Origin of the sequence: Mesobacillus jeotgali (genome assembly GCF_031759225.1) — a bacterium.
Lineage (GTDB): Bacteria > Bacillota > Bacilli > Bacillales > Cytobacillaceae > Mesobacillus > Mesobacillus jeotgali_B.
Genome location: NZ_CP134494.1, coordinates 1,439,733 through 1,459,041 on the forward strand (window position 1 = coordinate 1,439,733; position 19,309 = coordinate 1,459,041).

Below are 19,309 nucleotides of genomic sequence, written 5' to 3' on the forward strand. Positions count from 1 at the left end.
TATAGCTGGATCTCAATATTATTGTTGGCCTTTTCCTGAGAGCTGTGCCTGTGCCTGCTGAACAAGGCGTTTTGTGATCTCTCCGCCAACTGAACCGTTTGCTCTGGAAACTGTATCAGAACCGAGACTAACTCCGAATTCCTGAGCAATTTCATATTTAACCTGGTCCATGAATTGTTCAACGCCAGGAACAAGCAATTTATTTGAATTTCGAGCCATTGATGTCATCTCCTTTGATAGTATACAGAGAGATTTTCTCTGTAATGTTAGTTTAAGCAATGCTTGTAAGTTCATGAATGGTAATCTTTTATCCTTTTGGATAATGTTTACCGTGTTTTGATGATGAGACGATGATTGCAAGAAAGTACTTTATTATTCAGGTGATATTCTTTATCATAGGTATGTATATGAATGAGGGCTGAAAGGAAGCAATTATGTGGATTAATATAAGAAGAAGATTAGACAAATTATCACCTGCACAAATTATCGTTGCGTACTATATGATAGCGGTAGTTGTCTCGATGAGCTTATTAAGTTTGCCTGTTGCCATCCAGCCCGGTGCTAAATGGACTTTCATGGATGCGTTATTCACTGCAGCAAGTGCCGTGAGTGTTACCGGGCTTTCGGTCATTAGCGTCCGCGATACTTTTACTGTACCCGGAATTTTCATTCTCATGTTCGTCCTGCAGTTCGGCGGTATTGGTGTGATGGCACTTGGTACATTCTTCTGGCTGATCATCAGGAAGAAAATCGGGCTCAAAGAGCGAAGATTGATCATGATGGACCAGAATCAGACTTCCATGGCAGGCCTTGTGAAGCTGCTGAAAGAAATTCTTGTGATTATTGTCATTATTGAATTAATAGGGGCATTGCTATTAGGGTTATATTTTTTAAAATACTATCCGACATGGCAAGAAGCTTTCCTCCATGGATTATTTTCATCCGTCAGTGCCACGACAAATGGAGGATTCGATATAACAGGAGCCTCCCTGATTCCGTATGCACAGGATTATTTTGTGGTTACCATCAATATGCTGTTGATTACCCTTGGTGCTATTGGATTCCCTGTACTGGTTGAACTGAAGAGTTTCCTTTTCAGAAGGAAAAAAAGTCACCCATTTCGTTTCACCCTTTTTCTCAAGATCACAACTATTACTTTCCTTGGCCTCCTTATTTTCGGGACGGTTGCAATCTGGGCACTGGAGTATAATCATTTCTTATCTGATAAATCATTGTTGGATTCATTCTTTTATGCTTTTTTCCAGTCGACCACAACCAGAAGTGGTGGATTGGCGACGATGGATGTAAATGATTTTACCGATCCTACCTTATTCCTGATGGCAGCTTTGATGTTTATTGGTGCATCTCCAAGCTCTGTTGGCGGAGGGATCCGGACGACTACTTTTGCGCTTAATCTCTTGTTCCTTTACCACTTTGCAAGGGGCAGAAGGGCTATCAAAATATTTAATAGAGAATTGCATCAGGACGATATAATCAAGTCTTTGGTTGTATCCATCATGGCTGTCCTTATTTGTTTTTTTGCAGTCCTTATTCTGATGATGACAGAGAACCAGACGCTATTGGCGATCATATTTGAAGTCGCATCGGCTTTTGGAACAACTGGGCTATCCATGGGAATCACACCAGAGCTTTCGGATATTGGAAAAATGGTACTGATTATTCTGATGTTCATCGGAAGGGTAGGTGTGATCTCCTTCCTGTTGATCATTGGCGGAAAAACAGAGAAAGAAGCAATTCATTATCCACAAGAACGAGTGATCATAGGTTAAAGAAAAAAAATCCGGGTTATGCCGGATTTTTTTGTGCTTTTAAACATCTGTCAGTTCTAATGGCAGAAAACTTTGCTAGTCCTGGCCTTTGCTCACATCTTTTGTAGGGTGCATGAATGGATAGCCCTGCGGCTTTCTCTTTTCTTCCAGAAGCTCTCTGTTTTCCGCAGTGTTCCAGCCAATATCGTTGGTAGGATGAACCCATTCATCACCAGCCATGACTGCGGGATCTGTCTCGTCAGTCCAATTCTCAAGAGGGGAGTTTTCGGACGCGTACAGGCTGTCTCCAATGATAACACCATGTTCATTCTTGAAAGGCGCCTTCATTTCAATGCCAGTGTCCTTGAAACTAGGAGCGTTAATTTGGTGAGGCAATGTATCCTCAATATCCAATGGTTTTAGCTCTCGTTCTTTTTTTTCCATTTCTGCTCCTCCTTTTTGAGCTTATTTTTTGTTTCATTCTGTTTTTTATCAGGAAATCCCCTTTGTAAAATTAGGTAATCAAATTAGTACATAGGTAATCTTTTATTGAAAAAAATAGGAGTATGGAGGTGGTTAGAATGGCTAAACGGAAGGCAGAAAGAAATGCTTTGGCTAAATATACAAACACACCTAAGAAAAACCTTCAGGAAAGTGAATTCTCTGCAGAGTTTGCCCACGGTGAAGATCCTGGCAAATTTGCAAACAGAAATTCAAAGCAAGGCAGGAAAGGAAGATCGTGATGAAAAAGCATGAAGGTCGGCACCAAAAGCCTTTGAATGTTGAATTTGGCATGGAATTTGGCGATATAAATGCTGGTAAACTGTATGAAATTCCTTTTAATAGCAAAAAAGCGAAAAATAAAGCAGATAAAGACTGCAAATGATGCGAGCCAAAATAAAAAGCCGGCATTAAGCCGGCTTTACATCTTCCATTTTAAAAGTGAAAAACTGTGGAGTATTCAACTTAGAATCAAAATATACAAGCATATAAGAAGGAGAGTGCTCGATTTCTCCATCTTCCATAAACTTCACCAGGTCAATAGTGATATCCTCAAGCAAAGTGTGTTTATATAAATCCTTTTCACTAATATTCATTTCAGAGTACTGATTGCCAAGGGCGGCAGGTTTCTGGATGATTCCCCGGTATAGTTCAGAACGATCCTGCTTGTCCAGACTAAGTTCCCACCATGGCTTCCGTGGCTTGTGTTTCATGCTGGCCAGGTAATCATATTTCATCAAGCTCTCGATCGAATCTAAATTTTCCACACCTTTTTCACGAAGGAAGTTGTATAGTCTCTTGAACAAGTCCTCAAGCTGATGCCCGATCCGGGACCAACCTTTTGTCTCCCAATAAGAGCCGAAGTCCTGGAAGAAATCAAATGGTGATGGAAATACCTTAGTGACCAGATATTCTACAGTACGGTCCATCCGATGATCATTCCAATATTTTTCAAGAACGTCTTCAACCTGTTTGATTTTTATGATGTCATTGAAATCAAGGACATTATTTCCGAGGATTTCATATGGAGAATGATCCATGTACACATAATCATGCTGTTCAGCCCTGAGTCTCAAACCTGTCCCTCTGAGCATCTTCAGGAAGCCAAGCTGCAATTCTTCGGGCCGCATGGCAAATACATCATTAAACGTCTTTTTGAACGATTGATAATCCTCTTCCGGCAAACCTGCAATTAAATCAAGATGCTGATCAATTTTGCCGCCATCCTTTACCATTGTTACGGTACGCTTTAGCTTGTCGAAATTCTGTTTCCTCATGACCAACTCATTTGTATAATCATTAGTCGACTGTACGCCAATTTCAAAGCGGAACAAGCCGGCAGGCGCTTCATCATTCAGGAATTGAATAACCTCAGGCCGCATGATGTCAGCTGTGATTTCAAACTGGAACACTGTCCCTGGCAGATGTTCATCTATCAGGAAACGAAACATTTCCATTGCATAGCTTCGGCTGATATTGAACGTCCTGTCGACGAATTTGATGGTCTTCGCACCATTTGCCATTAGATAACGGATATCTTCCTTGATCTTTTCCCTGTCGAAGTAGCGGACACCGACTTCAATGGAAGATAGGCAAAATTGGCAGCTGAATGGGCAGCCGCGGCTTGTTTCGAGATAGGTTACCCTTTTAGAAAGATGTGGGAGGTCTTCGTCAAACCGATATGGGGACGGAAGCTCTTTTAAATCCAGCTTATTCTGTTGAGGATTCATAGAGATGCTGTCGCCCTTTCGATAGGCTATCCCAGGTACTTCCGTAAACCCTGCTCCAGAAGCCATTGCAGAAAGAAGCTGCTTGAAGGTTTGTTCACCTTCACCGATGACAATGAAATCAAATTCCGGCACTTCCTTCATCCAATCCAGGACATCATAAGTGACCTCAGGGCCGCCTGCGACGATTTTAATGTCAGGGTTGATTTTTTTAATCATCTTGATGACTTTGATACTCTCTTCAATATTCCAGATATAGCAGCTGAATCCAATAATATCAGGCTGCTTTTGAATCAAGTCAGACACAATATTGATCACAGGATCCTTGATGGTATACTCAACAAGATTTACGTCAAACTCAGGCTGAGCATATGCCTTCAGGTACCTGATTGCAAGGTTTGTGTGTATATATTTCGCGTTAAGCGTTGTTAAAACGATATTCATAGAAAAATCTCCTTTATAAAAATCCAGCAGCAAATCAACTTTTAATTATATCTCAGTTTGGACAAAAAAGACAGGTTGAATTCAATAGGAGAATAAGGAAAAGAGGCTGTCAAAAAGGACATATGGTCCATTTTGACAGCCTCTTAAAATCTCATCCTAAATTTACTGGCTTGAAAGCTTCCGACGATAGAAGCGAAGTATAGCGTTAAACCTTAATTTTAGCCGGCTGATCCGTGAGGTCTTGAATTCGATCAGCGGTTGTGCGATGGCGGCAGCGTATTTGCTGGACAACAGGAAGGTCAGCAGCAAGGCGATGGCCGCCAGCAAGAGGAAGCGCTCGGGACTATGGAAGAAGTCCTGGACTTCGCTTTCGCGGAAGGTTCGTACAAAAAATCCATGCAGCAGATAAACATATAGTGTATTCTTGCCAAGGTCTGTAAAGAAATATTGCTTCTTCGGGACAATGGTCAGGAAGCTGAAAACCATCAGCAGGCTTAATAGATAAAAGCCTAACCGTGTGAACATGCTTGATATCGAAGCTGCTTCCATCAATGAATATGGTTTAGAACCGAGAAGCCATTTATAGTCTATATCTGGATTGAAATAGAACCCAAAAAAGACAATCGCGAAGGTTACCAATGCACCAGCCTTGAAGGCGGGCCTTGTCAATGTTTTTATATGGTCCTTCGTCAAGTGGTACCCAAGCAGGAACAATGGAAAGAAGACAAAGGTCCTTGATAGGCTCAGGTAGTTGGATATCCAGTCTACATAGCCGACACCTAATCCCAATCCAAAGGCAACCAACAATCCAATAGGAGCGTTAAGTCTTGCAAAGCCAATCAGCATGATGTTCCAGCAGAAAAGACTGATCAAAAACCATAGGGACCAGTGTGGATTAAGCGGGTCCATCGTAAAAGTAGACTTGCTGTACAGGAAATAATAGAAAACAGAATAGATCATCTGAAAGATGAAATAAGGCAGTATTAATTTTTTGGCAATTTTCATTACATAGCCTTTTTTATTGAAGCCCCTCGCAAAAAAACCGGAAACAAGGATGAAGGCTGGCATATGGAATGTATAAATGACTTTATAAAGATTATAGATCATTTCATTGTCTTCAATGAACGAGCGCAAAAGATGGCCAAATACGACGAAAAAAATCAAGATGAACTTGGCATTGTCAAAGTAGTAATCTCGTTGTTTCATATTTCCTCCCTTAATTAGAGACCCCCAAAATACTAACCCTTTTTTACCCTTCCATGGATAAATCAAACTAGGCTAATTGCTCTAAATAAAGGAACCAATTCCTGAATATGGTTCTGTGCTATTACAAATTTGTCTCTGTTATATAAAAGCTTTTTCATTATAACATACGGCCTATATTAAATTTTTTTGGGTGTGTTTCAATAAAAAAGCTCTAATGTTTGATTTATGTCACAGCTTAATGAACTTAAAGTCTATAAAATATTATTGGGGAATGTTTTTAAGTCAATTACCTTAACAACCAAATTGGGGAGGGAGATTATGTCTATCTTACCGAAGAAAAATGAATTAGGGTTTTATGAGATAAGACTTGAATCGATTGGAGGCCTTGGCGCAAACCTTGCAGGAAAGATGCTTGCGGAAGCAGGTGTCCTCGGTCTCGGTTTGAACGGTTCCAACTTTTCTTCTTATGGATCGGAGAAGAAGGGGTCACCGGTAAAAAGCTTTGTCCGCTTCTGTGAACCTGAAACTGAAATCAGGGTCCACAGTCCGATAGAAGAGCCGCATGTGGTCGGTGTATTCCATGAAGCACTTTATAAAATGGTCGATGTAGTCAGCGGACTGCGACCGGACGGTATTCTTTTGGTCAATTCAACGAGAGATTTTGACGACATCAAAAAAGATCTTAATCTAGAGCACGGAACCCTGGCAATTGTCGATGCACTTTCAATTGCTGTCGAGGAAAAAACAAAGGTAAATACAGCGATGCTGGGAGCGTTGTACCGCATCCTTGATTTCCTTGACCCTGGAGCGATGAAAAATGTTATCCGCAAAACGTTTGAAAAAAAATATCCTCATTTTGTAGAGCCGAATATCAGGACCTTTGAGAGAGGCTACAATGAAGTTCAATTCAAAACGTATATACCGGAAGAAGGGGCTCAAGGCAAGAAATTCGAGCGTCCTTTGCCGTTTCTTGGGTATCAAACACAGGAAATCGGCGGAGTCATCACTGCCCAGGCAAATAGTGTCCTTAAGGATCTGAGCGGTTCTAGACAGGGGTTCCTGCCTCAATTCAATCAGCAGGAATGCATCAACTGCGCTGCATGTGATACTGCATGTCCAGATTATTGCTTTGTTTGGGAAGAAGGAGAAGACAAACGCGGCAGAAAGCAGATGTTCCTTAAGGGAATTGATTATCAATATTGCAAAGGCTGCCTGAAGTGTGTCGAGGCATGTCCAACTACGGCGTTGAGCGAGCTGAGGGAAATGATCGGCTATGCCGAGGAGAATCAAGTAAAACATAACTATCCTTATGTGACTGGAGGGGTTTCTTAATGTCCATTCTTGAAGAAAACGTAAAGGCAATGAGTACAGCAGAACAGGTGACAACCTTTGAATCCGGAAATGAAATGGCGGCTATGGCGGCAGCTCAGATCAATTATCATATTATGGGCTATTTCCCGATTACCCCTTCTACAGAAGTTGCGCAATATCTGGATATGATGAAATCAAGAGGTGAGCATGATATCAAATTGATCCCTGCTGATGGAGAACATGGCTCCGCAGGGATCTGTTACGGTGCAGCAGCAACCGGAGCCCGCGTATTCAACGCGACCAGTGCGAACGGGTTGATGTATATGCTGGAGCAGCTTCCAGTCCAATCAGGTACACGTTATCCAATGGTCCTGAACCTGGTAACTCGATCAATCAGTGGTCCGCTGGATATCCGCGGCGACCACTCGGATCTGTATTTCGCCTTAAATACAGGATGGGTGATCCTTACTGCCAGGACTCCACAGGCTGTGTACGATATGAACATTATGGCACTGAAGATTGCAGAACACTCAGATGTGCGCCTGCCTGTAATGGTTGCATATGATGGGTTCTTTACATCCCACCAAAAGCGTAAAGTGAACTATTTTAAAGACCGTGCTATAGTACAGAGATTTGTTGGCGAGGCACCGACTGAATATAATTTTGCCAGGGATCCAAAGAAGCCATTGACAATCGGCGCCCATATGAATGGCGACGACTTGATGAACAACCACTTCCAGCAATCAGAAGCGATTTACAAAGCGAAGGATGTCTATAAGGAAGTAGCTGCAGAATATGCGAAACTATCAGGACGCAGCTATGATATTCTCGACCTATATAAAATGGAAGATGCAGATGTTGCCTTGTTCCTGTTGAATTCGGCAGCAGAATCTGCCAAGGATGTTGTTGACAGACTTCGCGAGAAGGGAATCAAAGCCGGCGTCATCAGTCCAAACATCATTCGCCCATTCCCGGCACAGGAAATCAGGGAAGCATTGAAAAATGTGAAATCACTTCTTGTAGGTGAGCGTGCTGATTCCTACGGAGGAAATGGTCCTAATCTTACACACGAAATTAAATCAGCACTTCAGGAAGATAAGAGCAATGCGACAATCGTCCAGAGCAGAGTGTTTGGGCTTGGCGGCAAAGATTTCTATGCAGATGATGCGGAAGCATTTTTCACCATGGCGGTTGATGCAATGGAAAAAGGTTACGCAGAAAAGCCGTTCGACTACTATGGACACGTTGCTGGAGATCCTGAAAAGGTATTGAAGCAGGTCATTGAACCGCAGCACGGGGATGTCTATAAGTCAGGGCTGATCCAGGTATCAAGGGATGAAGAAAAAAATAAATTGAATGTCAAAATTCCGCCTTTAAGAGCTTTGACTTCCAAGCCGAAACGTATTGCATCAGGACATGGTGCATGCCCCGGCTGCGGAATCTTTGGCGGATTGGAGCTGTTCTTTAAAGGGATTGAAGGAGATCTCGTCATTCTTTTCCAAACTGGTTGTGCGTACGTTGTTACAACAGCGTATCCTCATACATCTCATAAGCAGACGACAATCCATAATCTGTTCCAGAATGGAGCGGCAACGTTATCAGGAACGCTTGAGGCCTTCCTTGAACTGAAGCGACGCGGCGAAATCGAAGTGTCTGCAGATGCAACCTTCGTGATGGTTACCGGTGATGGCGGTATGGACATCGGAATGGGATCGGCTATTGGTACAGCACTTCGCGGTCACAAGCTGATCATGCTTGAATACGATAATGAGGGTTATATGAATACTGGTTCACAGCTGTCCTATTCCACGCCTTTCGGACACATGACGAGCACATCTAACGTAGGAAAGGCACAAAAGGGTAAGGCATTCCACCATAAGGATACAGCCCAGATCATGGCAGCTACCAATATCCCTTATGTATTCACTGGGACAGAAGCTTTCCCGCAGGACCTTGTGAAGAAGGCTGCAAAGGCACAGTGGTATGCGCAAAATGTAGGCACAGTTTACGGTAAGCTATTGATCACATGCCCGCTCAACTGGAAATCAGAGGACCGATTTGGCCAGACAATTGTCGAAGCAGCAGTGAATTCGAACTTCTTCCCGCTTTATGAGGTGGAACAAGGAATTACAAACATCACTTATGATCCAGAAGCCAAAAACAAGAAAATTCCGTTGGCAGACTGGTTGAAGTATATGGGTAAAACCAAGCATCTTTTGAAAGAAGAAAATAAGGATATGCTTGTGGAATTTGAAGAAGAAGTCGAGAAAAGATGGCAGCGCCTGAAGGCTAAGCATGAGAACGAATACCTATAAAATACGAAGAGAAGCCATTGACCTGGCTTCTCTTTTTCATAGAGCAAGCCGTCACTGCCAGACTATGTTGAATAATCCCTCGCTGGAAAGTTTGCGGATCTTCAGAAAATAATCGCGACTTTAAAGGGATTTTTACCATCCATGTAGAAATTACTAGAAAAATGGGAATCCGGCAAGGAGGCTTTCTGGTGAGTAGTGCTAGCATGGCAGATGAAATTAAGGCACTGAAGGAAAAAATAGCCGCTTTAGAACAAGAAAATTCCTCATTAAAAGAGAAGTTCAATAATGATCAGAGAACAGCATCTGACTCTTTTGTATATATGGTCCCTGCAGAAGGCCGGGCTACAAATTTTACTGAAAAAATCATTACGGATGATGGTTTGTTAAAAATTTTTTTCATGGAAACATTGGATGGAATCGTGTTTTGGGGCAAGTGCGGGAAAATCATTGAAGTAAATGAAGCAACCTGTAAAATTTTTGGGCTCACTCATGACGAAATGTTAAAACATAAAATATCAGACTTCATTTATCAAAAAGACGAGAAATATAAAGCGATGAAACAAACGATCAATGAAAAAGGAGCATTGCGTGAAGAAGCGTTCTTTCTTCTGCCGAATGGGGAGAAGAGGCTGCTCGAATTTACTGTAAAGCTTAATGCCGGCGATGGCTATCACATGACAATTGTCCGTGATGCCAGTGACCGTTATCATATGGAACAGCAGCTCCGGAAAAGTGAAGAGCGTTTCAGGAGAATTTTTGAAGGATCGCTTGAAGGAATGATTCTTTGGGATGAAGATTGTAAACACTACGAGATTAATCCTTCAGGTTTAGAAAAACTCGAATTGAAGCCTGAGGACCTGAAAGAGGAAAACTTTAGGATGCTTTTCATGAATCTGGGACTTTCCGAAGAATTAATTGATGAAAAGTTACAGGCACTGCTTCGAAAAGGGAGGCTGGACGGCAGGATTACCATTCCCTATGAAGATGGCCGGATGAAGCATTTTGAATACAGTATCAAACGTCATTTGGTCGATAACTTGAATCTCGTTGTTTTCAGGAACATCACTGAAAAAATTGAGATGGAAGCCCAGCTGCATAAATCAGATACTCTTAATATGTTAGGGGAACTGGCTGCAGGCATCGCTCATGAAATCCGCAATCCGATGACAGCTCTAAAAGGGTTCATCCAGCTGCTAGAGAGCAGCTCGGGTGATGCTTATTCGCTATATTTCCAGGTAATCAAGACCGAACTGCAAAGGATTGATTCAATCATCAATGAATTCCTGGTTTTGGCAAAACCTCAATCTATTAAATTCGAATATACAGATATTTCAAAGATCATGAATGAGACCGTGTCTCTTCTGACCGCCCAGGCGGTGCTCCACGATGTGCAAATCAAAACCATTTATGACGGTGAATTGCCAGATCTTATGTGTGAACCTAATCAATTAAAAAAGGTATTTATCAATATCATAAAAAACGCAATAGAAGTTATGTCAAAAGGCGGCTTTGTGACTGTGACCGTCAGTCAGGCCCCTGGGAACAGAATACATATTTGCATCAAGGACGAAGGTGAAGGAATTCCGGCTGAACAAATTAAAAAGCTAGGGGAACCTTTTTACACCACAAAGGAGAGAGGAACAGGACTCGGCCTGATGGTGAGTTTCAAAATCGTTGAAGAACACGGGGGTACAATTGAAATAGAGAGCGAAGTGGGGCACGGAACGATCTTTCATATTTATTTGCCAGTAACCAAGGAAACGTCTGATTGAAATCAATCAGGCGTTTTTTTCATTGTCTACGGTACGACCAATCCATTAAAAATCAAAAATTTCCAAATAGCCCCTTTAAATTTCCGGCAGAATGATTTATATTAGATATACACCTAATTAGATAAACATTAAATCTATCGGAGTGGTTCTATGCAATTGGACAGAATAGTCGCTTTCCATAAAGCGATGGGAGATCCTACAAGGATCAGGATCATAGCATTACTTGCCAATGGGCCATTGCATGGCCAGGCGATTGCCGGAAAGCTGGGTCTTACCCCGCCAACGATTACCCATCATATCAAGAAATTACGTGATATCAATGTGATTGTTGAACGCAGGGATAAAAATACGATTTATTTTCACCTGAATGAGTCAGTAATCAAGCAACAGGCAAGGACGCTAGGAAAATTAATACAGAAAAAAGAAGGGGAGGTGGATGCAATGGTCGAGCAAAATATCGAAAGGCAAAAGGTGATCGAGAATTTCCTGACGAAGGATGGAAAACTAAAAAATATTCCGGCACAACGCAAGAAAAAGCTGATGGTCTTCGAATATATGGTTCGTGGTCTGATAGCCGGGAAAAAATATCCGGAAAAGGAGCTGAACGAATATATCACGAAGTTCCATGAGGATTATGCGACAATCAGGAGAGAATTCATCATCAATCATTACATGTATCGTGAAAATGGGATCTATGAATTGAACCCTGAAGAAATGTGGGCAAAACCTGAGTGATTCCCTATGATGAAGCATGAAAACCGCCACAGGCTTAGTCTTTGGCGGTTTTTCATTTAAATGGAAATTAATAAAATTCTGGCCTGCGATCGGTAAAGATAGGAATCCTGCTCCTTGCCTCCGTAACCTCGACGAGATCGATTTCGGCAGTAAGGATTTCCTCTCCTTCCCCAGCTTCAGCGATTACTTCACCCCATGGATTAATAACCATCGAATGGCCGGCGAATGTATTGTTGGGGTCAGAGCCAGCACGGTTGCAGGCAACCACAAAGCATTGGTTCTCAATCGCACGGGCGATGAGCAATGCCCTCCAGTGCTCCATACGCTGGATAGGCCATTCAGCGACTACAAACATCGCTTCGACATCATCTAGTGCATGGGCACGGACCCATTCAGGGAACCTGATATCATAGCAGATCAGGCCGGCAAATTTATGGTCATCCAAGGAAAACAGCCCTTTTCCCTTTCCGGCAGCCAGGTGCAAATGCTCATCCATCAGCTTGAACAAATGAAGCTTGCTATAGGTTCCTGCCTGATCTCCATTTTTGTCGAATACAAGAAGTGTATTTTCAATGCCTGATTCTGTTTTATTGGCAACAGATCCGCCAATGAAATGCGAATTGTATTTCACAGCTGCATCCTTGAAAAACGCTTTGGCTGTTTGTGCCCCTGCTTCTGCTGTGGTTTTTAAATTATCGAGATCATATCCGGTAGTCCATAGTTCGGGGAGGACTGTAATATCAGGTTTTTGGGCATTTGCCTGTTCCATCAGTTTAGCTGCATGTTTGTAGTTATTTGCAGGATCCCCAAACGCAATATCCATTTGCAGACAAGCTATTTTAAATTTCATCATTGATCACCGCCATAATTTCTGAAAATTATTTCTTTACAAGTTACTATTTACGTTATATCATTTGTGACTAGAATTTCAAATTAAAATTTTCAAATAATAATATATTTCCTAAGCAGGTGAGAAAAAATGGAATTTACACAATCGGATTTACTGAAAAGCCTGCCCAAGCAATTTTTTGCTTCACTGGTGCAAAAGGTTGGCGCATATACAGAAAAAGGGGCAGACATTATCAATCTGGGGCAGGGAAACCCTGACCAACCGACACCAACGCATATTGTTGAAAAATTGAAGCGAGCTGGAGAGAATCCGGTGAACCATAAATATTCCCCCTTCAGAGGACAGCGTTCGTTAAAAGAGGCTGCGGCAGCATTTTATAAAAGGGAGTACGGAGTTGACCTTGATCCAGAAGAAGAAATTGCCATCCTATTCGGAGGCAAGGCCGGCCTAGTAGAAATTCCTCAATGTCTGTTGAATCCTGGGGATACGATTCTTGTTCCTGATCCCGGCTATCCTGACTACTGGTCTGGAGTCGAGCTGGCCAGGGCAAAGATGGTAACGATGCCACTTCGTGAAGAGAATGATTTTCTCCCTGATTATGATGAGTTAACTGCCGAACAATTGGAAAAAGCGAAGCTGATGTTTCTTAACTATCCCAATAATCCTACAGGTGCAGTGGCCGATAAAGAGTTTTTTGACCAGACAATCGAGCTGGCTCGAAAAAATGAAATCTGTGTAGTGCACGATTTTGCGTATGGAGCAATTGGCTTTGATGGGAACCGCCCGCAAAGCTTTTTACAGTCCGAAGGCGCGAAGGACGTAGGAATCGAAATTTATACGCTGTCCAAAACCTATAACATGGCAGGTTGGCGTGTTGGTTTTGCGGCAGGTAATAAGAGTGTGATTGCCGCAATCAATTTGCTGCAGGACCATATGTATGTCAGCTTGTTTGGTGCGGTGCAGGAAGCAGCAGCGGAAGCTTTGCTGGGACCCCAGGAATGCGTCGCTGAGTTGAATGATTTATATGAATCTAGAAGAAACGTACTTATTGACGGTCTGACAAAGATTGGCTGGCAGGTGTCTGCCCCAAAAGGCTCATTTTTTGCCTGGCTGAAGGTTCCGGAACCATTCACTTCAGTTGGATTCGCGGATTACTTGCTGGAAAAAGCACACATAGCCGTTGCACCTGGCGTAGGCTTCGGTGAGCATGGTGAGGGTTTTGTGAGGGTTGGCTTGCTGACTTCGGAAGAGAGAATGCGTGAAGCAGTCAGCAGAATTGAAAGCTTGGAAATATTCAAAAAAAATAGTTGACATTGAAATGCGAACCTGACATAATCCTAATTAACAAATTTACTTTAACCAATTAAATAACTTGATTAAATTATTTTCTTATCAAGAGCAGGCGGAGGGACGAGCCCGATGAAGCCCGGCAACCGATCCAGCGATAGCTGGGCACGGTGCTAATTCTTGCAGCGAAAGCTGAAAGATGAGAAGAGTTTAGTGTATTTTCTAACCTCTTCTTTGTGAAGAGGTTTTTTTATTTGTTAATAAATTAATGTCTAGCTCCAGCGCCTAGCCCCTCGATCGTTTCGGTCCGGCCAATGAAGTCAAAGAACGACTTCACTGGCCGGCCCTCCAACGCTTGTCGGGGCTGGACAAGGCGCTTGCGCTTTTCTACTGAAAGGAATTGATCTTCATGAGTGAAATTACAGCGACCTACATAGTCCATGACGCCAAACATAATCCGGAGAAAAAAGCAGAGGGAATCGCTCTTGGTTTGACAGTGGGTTCCTGGACTGACCTGCCGGAACTGGACCAAAGACAATTAAAAAAGCATAAGGGGAGAGTGGTTTCTGTAGAAGGTTCAAGTCTGGACCACAATTCAGAAACAGTGGCAACAATCAAAATCGCTTATCCTGCCCTCAATTTTTCATCAGACCTGCCAGCCATTTTGACAACTGTTTTTGGTAAACTCTCGCTTGATGGCAAAGTAAAGCTGGTTGATCTTGAATTTGGTAAAGAATTGAAAAAAGCCTTCCCGGGTCCTCGCTTCGGGATTGAAGGAATCAGGAGGAAGCTTGGTGTCCATGATCGCCCGTTGCTCATGAGCATCTTCAAAGGGGTCATCGGACGTGATATGGACTTCCTGCTAAAACAGCTTAAAAAGCAAAGCCTTGGAGGAGTGGATCTGATCAAGGACGACGAAATCCTCTTCGAGAATGAGCTTACACCGATCGAAAAGAGAGTCACGTTTGGTAAACAGGTTCTCGAGGAAGTCTATGAAACTACTGGGCACAGGACCTTATACGCGGCCAATCTGACAGGAAGGACCTCACAGTTGAAAGACAAAGCCAGAAAAGCGGCTGAACTTGGAGCTGACGCGCTATTGTTCAATGTGTTCGCCTATGGCCTCGATGTCCTGCAGGAATTAAGAGAAGATGATGAAATCGGCATTCCAATCATGGCTCACCCTGCGGTTAGTGGGGCGCTGACATCGGCTGATGAATATGGTTTTTCCCATTCATTGCTGCTCGGCAAGCTAATCCGCTATGCGGGTGCAGACTTTTCCCTATTCCCATCTCCTTATGGAAGTGTGGCCCTGGAAAAGGAGCAGGCACTCTCCATTGCGGATGCACTTACATCCAAGGATGTATTCAAGAGAGCATTTCCCGTTCCATCGGCAGGCATACATCCTGGAATGGTGCCGCTGTTAATTAATGATTTTGGAGTAGATTCAATCATAAATGCAGGCGGAGGTGTCCATGGTCATCCTGGTGGAGCGCAGGGAGGCGGCAAGGCATTCAGACAGGCTATTGAAACCGTACTCCAGGAAAAAAGCCTTGAAGAAGGCGCGCTGGAGCATGCTGAGTTGAAAACAGCTTTAGGTCTGTGGGGTTCGTCAGAGGCGGTGGCAAAGTGAGACAGCCAGTTATTTTTTGTGACTTTGACGGAACAGTAACCGAAAAGGACAATATCATTGCCATCATGAAAGAATTCGCGCCTGATGGCTGGGATGAGATTAAAGAAGCAGTGCTTGACCGCAGTATTTCAATCAGGGAAGGAGTAGGGAAAATGTTTTCCCTACTGCCGGTCTCCAAAAAGGAAGAAATTATTCAGTTTGCTGTACAGAATGCCAGGATCCGCCAAGGCTTTCAGGAATTCCTGGATTATGCGAGCGATGAAGGCATACCTGTTTACATCGTCAGCGGGGGAATTGATTTTTTCGTAGAACCTATCATTCAACAATTCGGACCCCTCGCTGGCGTTTACTGCAACAGTTCGGATTTTTCAGGAGAAACGATAAAAATTGAATGGCCCAACAGCTGCGATGATCAATGTTCAAATGATTGCGGCTGCTGTAAACCATCCATCATGAGAAAACTTGAAAAAAGCAGCGCCTATAAAATCGTCATCGGGGACTCCGTAACTGATCTGGAAGCTGCAAAACAAGCAGATCTTGTGCTTGCCAGAGACTACTTAAAGGATAAATGCGAAGAATGGGAGATAGAACATAGACCATTTGAAACGTTTTATGACTGTATTGAAGCACTTAAAACTGAGACAGGGGTGAGAGGATGAGCTCATTAGAAAGTAAGTGGGAAGAGCTGGCCGACGTCAAAGCAGAACTGGCTGAGCGTGATTGGTTCATGGGAACGAGCGGCAACCTGGCAATTAAAGTGAACAGTGACCCGGTGCAATTCCTTGTAACGGCGAGCGGGAAAGATAAGCGTAAACGGACGGATGAAGACTTTTTGCTTGTTGACCAATTCGGCCGTCCGGTTGACGAAACATGTTTAAAGCCATCGGCTGAGACACTGCTGCATGTCGAGGTATACAAAAAGACAGACGCTGGCTGCAGCCTCCATGTGCATACCATTGACAACAATGTCATCTCCGAGGTCTATGGAGACAGGGGGGAGGTACAATTCCAGGGGCAGGAATTGATTAAGGCATTTAATATTTGGGAGGAAGATGCTGTTCTTAAGATTCCTATTATTCCGAATTATGCACATATACCAACCCTGGCAAAGGCATTTTCAGAGCACGTTAAAGGGGATACTGGCGCGGTTTTGATCCGTAACCATGGAATTACTGTTTGGGGAAGGAATGCATTTGAAGCAAAGAAAATTCTTGAGGCTACGGAATTTTTATTCCGCTACCAGTTAAGGCTGCTCGAACACAAACCATTCCAACTGTTCAAGGTCGTCTAAGGAATCGTTCAGCAAACAATTAAACTAAAGGAGAGATTCACATGGCATTTATCGTAAAGCAAAACACACAGGAAAGAATACTCGATGAACAGCAGGTTGAAGCATTTCTGAATGAACAGGAAGTCATCTATGAAAAATGGGAGATCAATAAATTGCCTGCAAATCTTCAAGAAAAATTCTTGTTAACGGATGAAGAAAAACAACAAATCCTCGAAGCCTTCAAGGAGGAGATTGAAGATATCTCTGCACGCAGAGGTTACAAAGCTCAAGACGTCATTTCACTGTCAGACAATACACCGAATCTTGATCAGCTTTTGGCGAATTTCAAGCAGGAACACCATCATACAGATGATGAGGTAAGATTCATTGTCAGCGGACATGGAGTGTTTGTCATTCAGGGGAAGGACGGAGAATTTTTTGAAGTGTTCCTGAATCCTGGAGACTTGATCTCAGTCCCTGAAAATACACGGCACTACTTTACGCTTCAGGACGACAGACAGGTAGTTGCAGTTAGAATTTTCGTTACAACTGAAGGCTGGGTTCCTATTTACGAAGAGGAAAAAGTGAGCCAGTAATCAGGACAAACCACAAACTTTGTCGAAGTAAATTTTTTCAGCCGTGAATCTTGTCTTATTTTGCGATTCTATTTACATTCATCTAGGCATTTGACATAATTCTTCAAGTAATCTATTTATTTTATTAAGCAATTAAAGTAGTAGAGGAGATATAGAAGTGTATCAATCGCAAAATGCTTTGTTGAAGGAAATCGATCGCGTTAGGGAATTGATGGTGGCTTCTGCACTGGAAACAGGATATACAAGTGCTGAAACAGTCCGCCGCAGCCAGGAGCTCGACACTCTGATTTATGAATATCAGTCATTATGCAGGGAGACAGAATTACAGCGGCAAAAAACTAAAATTCTTTTCAGGCAAATGATCCTGCTCACAAAGAAACAATATATTTTATCGCATGCGTGATAACATGCAGACATACGCAAACAATTAGCCACTGCCAGTAAAACGGGCGGTGGCTAATTGTATAATAGGCAAAGATAAAAGGCAGAGGATGTACGGAATAATGGAACACGAAGGAACGGCCAATGCTTTTAGCACTTGAGAAAAATTTAACAATTTGCTCAAATTTTCACGATAATATATCTTTGTGTGATTTTTATCATATTTTTATATGTTTATTTTATATATTTTTAACATAGATAGCTTCTTATCATCATACTGTTAACACACCTCAATATGTCTCTTTACTTTCAATCACTTTTTTACATTAGACTTCTTCAGATTCGTGAATGTTTGAACCTCATATTTCACAAAACAAATTCAACTATGTTATCTACTTTTTTAATTGTTGGTACTATGCATGTAATACGATTCATATATCGTACTACATAGCATTTTATTTAAATAAGGCTGTGTGAAAAGTATTTTACTGGATTGATCATAAAATAATGTCACATAAGTCTTTAAATTCGGCTATTTTCATCTGCTCGTTTTCTGCAAGGCATAATAATTACCCTCATTTATAGAAAACGATGTTGATCCGAAAATAGCTAAAAGTAACCGCTTACAAATTAATAGTTTTACATTTTGAGGAGGGGGAAAGAGAGTATGCACATTGTCGTATGTGTCAAGCAAGTGCCCGATACGAAAATCATCAAAATCAATCCTAAGACCAATACTCTGGACAGGCGAAGCGCACCAGCCATCTTGAATCCGTATGATGCTCATGCTGTACAGGAGGCAGTCAAAATCAGGAATAAAACAGGAGGAACAATTTCAGTTCTTTCAATGGGACCTCCACAGGCAGTCGCTGTTATCAAGAAAAGTGTAGAAATTGGCGCTGATCGTGGATACCTGATTTCAGACAGGGCTTTCGCAGGTGCAGATACCCTTGCTACAAGTTATGCGCTGTCCAAAGCACTTGAAAAAATCTCGAAGGACAATCCGATCGACCTGATCATTTGCGGGAAGCATGCAATTGATGGTGATACAGGACAAGTAGGACCGGGTATTGCGCGCCGGCTTGATATTCCCCCTATCACGAATGTAATTGAAGTTTCAGAGGTTAATAAGGAAGAAAAATATGTCCATATCAAGCGCAAGCAAATTGACGGCTACGAAGTCCTGCAATCGCAGCTGCCTTGCTTGCTGACTGTGGAAAAAGAGATTAATGACATAGAGTATGCACCACTTCCTAATATGATCAATGCCGCGCGATATGAACCTGTCATCTGGTCTGTGAATGACCTTGAGGATGTTGACAAGACCCAGTTGGGACTAAAAGGATCGCCAACGATTGTCGGAAAAATGTTCAGTCCCCCTAAGCTTGAAGGCGGGAAAAGGATCGAAGGAAATCCCGATGCCCAGGTAGATCAGTTAATGGGAATTCTGATGGAAAGAAAGGACTTATTCAAATTAAAAACAGCCAACTCTTGATTGATTTAAAAGGGGGA

Annotated in this window: 19 protein-coding genes and 1 riboswitch; of the genes, 14 read left to right on the top strand and 5 right to left on the bottom strand. The window is 42.5% G+C overall.

The annotated features are described in order from the left end of the window. Nucleotides 1–18: 18 nt before the first annotated feature. A complete protein-coding gene (locus tag RH061_RS07090; RefSeq protein WP_167831954.1) occupies nt 19–219 on the bottom strand; it encodes an alpha/beta-type small acid-soluble spore protein in 201 nt (66 codons plus the stop codon). Nucleotides 220–434: 215 nt separating this feature from the next. Between RH061_RS07090 and RH061_RS07095 the strand changes: the two genes are divergently transcribed. Then, nucleotides 435–1,790 carry a TrkH family potassium uptake protein gene (locus RH061_RS07095; RefSeq protein ID WP_311074950.1) on the top strand — a complete coding sequence of 452 codons (1,356 nt, stop codon included), beginning with the start codon at nt 435–437 and terminating at the stop codon, nt 1,788–1,790. 75 nt (nt 1,791–1,865) lie between these two features. Here RH061_RS07095 and RH061_RS07100 read toward each other — a convergent pair whose 3' ends face one another. Next, nucleotides 1,866–2,213 carry a DUF3905 domain-containing protein gene (locus RH061_RS07100; RefSeq protein ID WP_311074952.1) on the bottom strand — a complete coding sequence of 116 codons (348 nt, stop codon included), beginning with the start codon at nt 2,211–2,213 and terminating at the stop codon, nt 1,866–1,868. 137 nt (nt 2,214–2,350) lie between these two features. Between RH061_RS07100 and RH061_RS07105 the strand changes: the two genes are divergently transcribed. Together RH061_RS07105 and RH061_RS07110 are read left to right on the top strand one after the other, a co-directional pair. Next, nucleotides 2,351–2,512 carry a hypothetical protein gene (locus tag RH061_RS07105; RefSeq protein ID WP_023615140.1) on the top strand — a complete coding sequence of 54 codons (162 nt, stop codon included), beginning with the start codon at nt 2,351–2,353 and terminating at the stop codon, nt 2,510–2,512. Next, complete coding sequence (locus RH061_RS07110; RefSeq protein ID WP_311074959.1) at nt 2,512–2,655, top strand: hypothetical protein; 144 nt, start codon at nt 2,512–2,514, stop codon at nt 2,653–2,655. Before RH061_RS07105 ends, RH061_RS07110 begins: the two co-directional genes overlap by 1 nt. 25 nt (nt 2,656–2,680) lie before the next feature. Here the strand turns inward: RH061_RS07110 and RH061_RS07115 are convergent, their stop codons facing one another. Together RH061_RS07115 and RH061_RS07120 are read right to left on the bottom strand one after the other, a co-directional pair. Then, complete coding sequence (locus RH061_RS07115) at nt 2,681–4,441, bottom strand: B12-binding domain-containing radical SAM protein (protein ID WP_311074960.1); 1,761 nt, start codon at nt 4,439–4,441, stop codon at nt 2,681–2,683. A 162-nt stretch (nt 4,442–4,603) separates the two neighbouring features. Beyond that, on the bottom strand, nt 4,604–5,647 hold the full coding sequence (locus tag RH061_RS07120) for an acyltransferase family protein (RefSeq protein WP_311074961.1): 1,044 nt from the start codon (nt 5,645–5,647) through the stop codon (nt 4,604–4,606). Nucleotides 5,648–5,965: 318 nt separating this feature from the next. Here RH061_RS07120 and RH061_RS07125 point away from each other — a divergent pair, with 318 nt between their 5' ends. From RH061_RS07125 to RH061_RS07140, 4 genes are all read left to right on the top strand, one after another. After that, entirely contained in the window at nt 5,966–6,979 is a 1,014-nt protein-coding gene (locus RH061_RS07125; protein WP_311074962.1) for a 2-oxoacid:acceptor oxidoreductase family protein, read from the top strand. Beyond that, nucleotides 6,979–9,273 (top strand): thiamine pyrophosphate-dependent enzyme, encoded by a 2,295-nt coding sequence (locus tag RH061_RS07130; RefSeq protein WP_311074963.1) that lies wholly within the window; start codon nt 6,979–6,981, stop codon nt 9,271–9,273. Before RH061_RS07125 ends, RH061_RS07130 begins: the two co-directional genes overlap by 1 nt. A gap of 188 nt (nt 9,274–9,461) precedes the next feature. Beyond that, the gene (locus tag RH061_RS07135; RefSeq protein ID WP_311074964.1) at nt 9,462–11,045 is read left to right on the top strand and encodes a PAS domain-containing sensor histidine kinase; all 1,584 of its coding nucleotides are present in this window, start codon (nt 9,462–9,464) and stop codon (nt 11,043–11,045) included. Between the two features lie 150 nt (nt 11,046–11,195). Then, complete coding sequence (locus RH061_RS07140; protein ID WP_311074966.1) at nt 11,196–11,780, top strand: DUF2087 domain-containing protein; 585 nt, start codon at nt 11,196–11,198, stop codon at nt 11,778–11,780. Nucleotides 11,781–11,847: 67 nt separating this feature from the next. Here the strand turns inward: RH061_RS07140 and RH061_RS07145 are convergent, their stop codons facing one another. Continuing rightward, nucleotides 11,848–12,630: a carbon-nitrogen family hydrolase gene (locus RH061_RS07145; protein ID WP_311076315.1), complete on the bottom strand. Its 783-nt coding sequence runs from the start codon at nt 12,628–12,630 to the stop codon at nt 11,848–11,850. Between the two features lie 129 nt (nt 12,631–12,759). On the opposite strand from RH061_RS07145, the gene RH061_RS07150 reads away from it, so the two are divergent. The 7 genes from RH061_RS07150 (at nt 12,760) to RH061_RS07180 (ending at nt 19,292) form a co-directional block, all read left to right on the top strand. Continuing rightward, nucleotides 12,760–13,941: a pyridoxal phosphate-dependent aminotransferase gene (locus tag RH061_RS07150; RefSeq protein ID WP_311074968.1), complete on the top strand. Its 1,182-nt coding sequence runs from the start codon at nt 12,760–12,762 to the stop codon at nt 13,939–13,941. A gap of 75 nt (nt 13,942–14,016) precedes the next feature. Continuing rightward, nucleotides 14,017–14,123, top strand: a riboswitch (SAM riboswitch). 203 nt (nt 14,124–14,326) lie between these two features. Continuing rightward, a complete protein-coding gene (gene mtnW / locus RH061_RS07155) occupies nt 14,327–15,550 on the top strand; it encodes a 2,3-diketo-5-methylthiopentyl-1-phosphate enolase (protein WP_311074970.1) in 1,224 nt (407 codons plus the stop codon). Beyond that, a complete protein-coding gene (locus tag RH061_RS07160) occupies nt 15,547–16,209 on the top strand; it encodes a 2-hydroxy-3-keto-5-methylthiopentenyl-1-phosphate phosphatase (RefSeq protein WP_311074972.1) in 663 nt (220 codons plus the stop codon). Before mtnW ends, RH061_RS07160 begins: the two co-directional genes overlap by 4 nt. Then, nucleotides 16,206–16,841 carry a methylthioribulose 1-phosphate dehydratase gene (locus tag RH061_RS07165; RefSeq protein ID WP_311074974.1) on the top strand — a complete coding sequence of 212 codons (636 nt, stop codon included), beginning with the start codon at nt 16,206–16,208 and terminating at the stop codon, nt 16,839–16,841. Before RH061_RS07160 ends, RH061_RS07165 begins: the two co-directional genes overlap by 4 nt. A gap of 41 nt (nt 16,842–16,882) precedes the next feature. Continuing rightward, complete coding sequence (locus RH061_RS07170; RefSeq protein ID WP_311074976.1) at nt 16,883–17,416, top strand: 1,2-dihydroxy-3-keto-5-methylthiopentene dioxygenase; 534 nt, start codon at nt 16,883–16,885, stop codon at nt 17,414–17,416. A 157-nt stretch (nt 17,417–17,573) separates the two neighbouring features. Next, on the top strand, nt 17,574–17,819 hold the full coding sequence (locus tag RH061_RS07175) for an aspartyl-phosphate phosphatase Spo0E family protein (protein ID WP_311074977.1): 246 nt from the start codon (nt 17,574–17,576) through the stop codon (nt 17,817–17,819). Between the two features lie 645 nt (nt 17,820–18,464). After that, nucleotides 18,465–19,292 carry an electron transfer flavoprotein subunit beta/FixA family protein gene (locus tag RH061_RS07180; protein ID WP_311074978.1) on the top strand — a complete coding sequence of 276 codons (828 nt, stop codon included), beginning with the start codon at nt 18,465–18,467 and terminating at the stop codon, nt 19,290–19,292. The last annotated feature ends 17 nt before the right edge of the window (nt 19,293–19,309 follow it).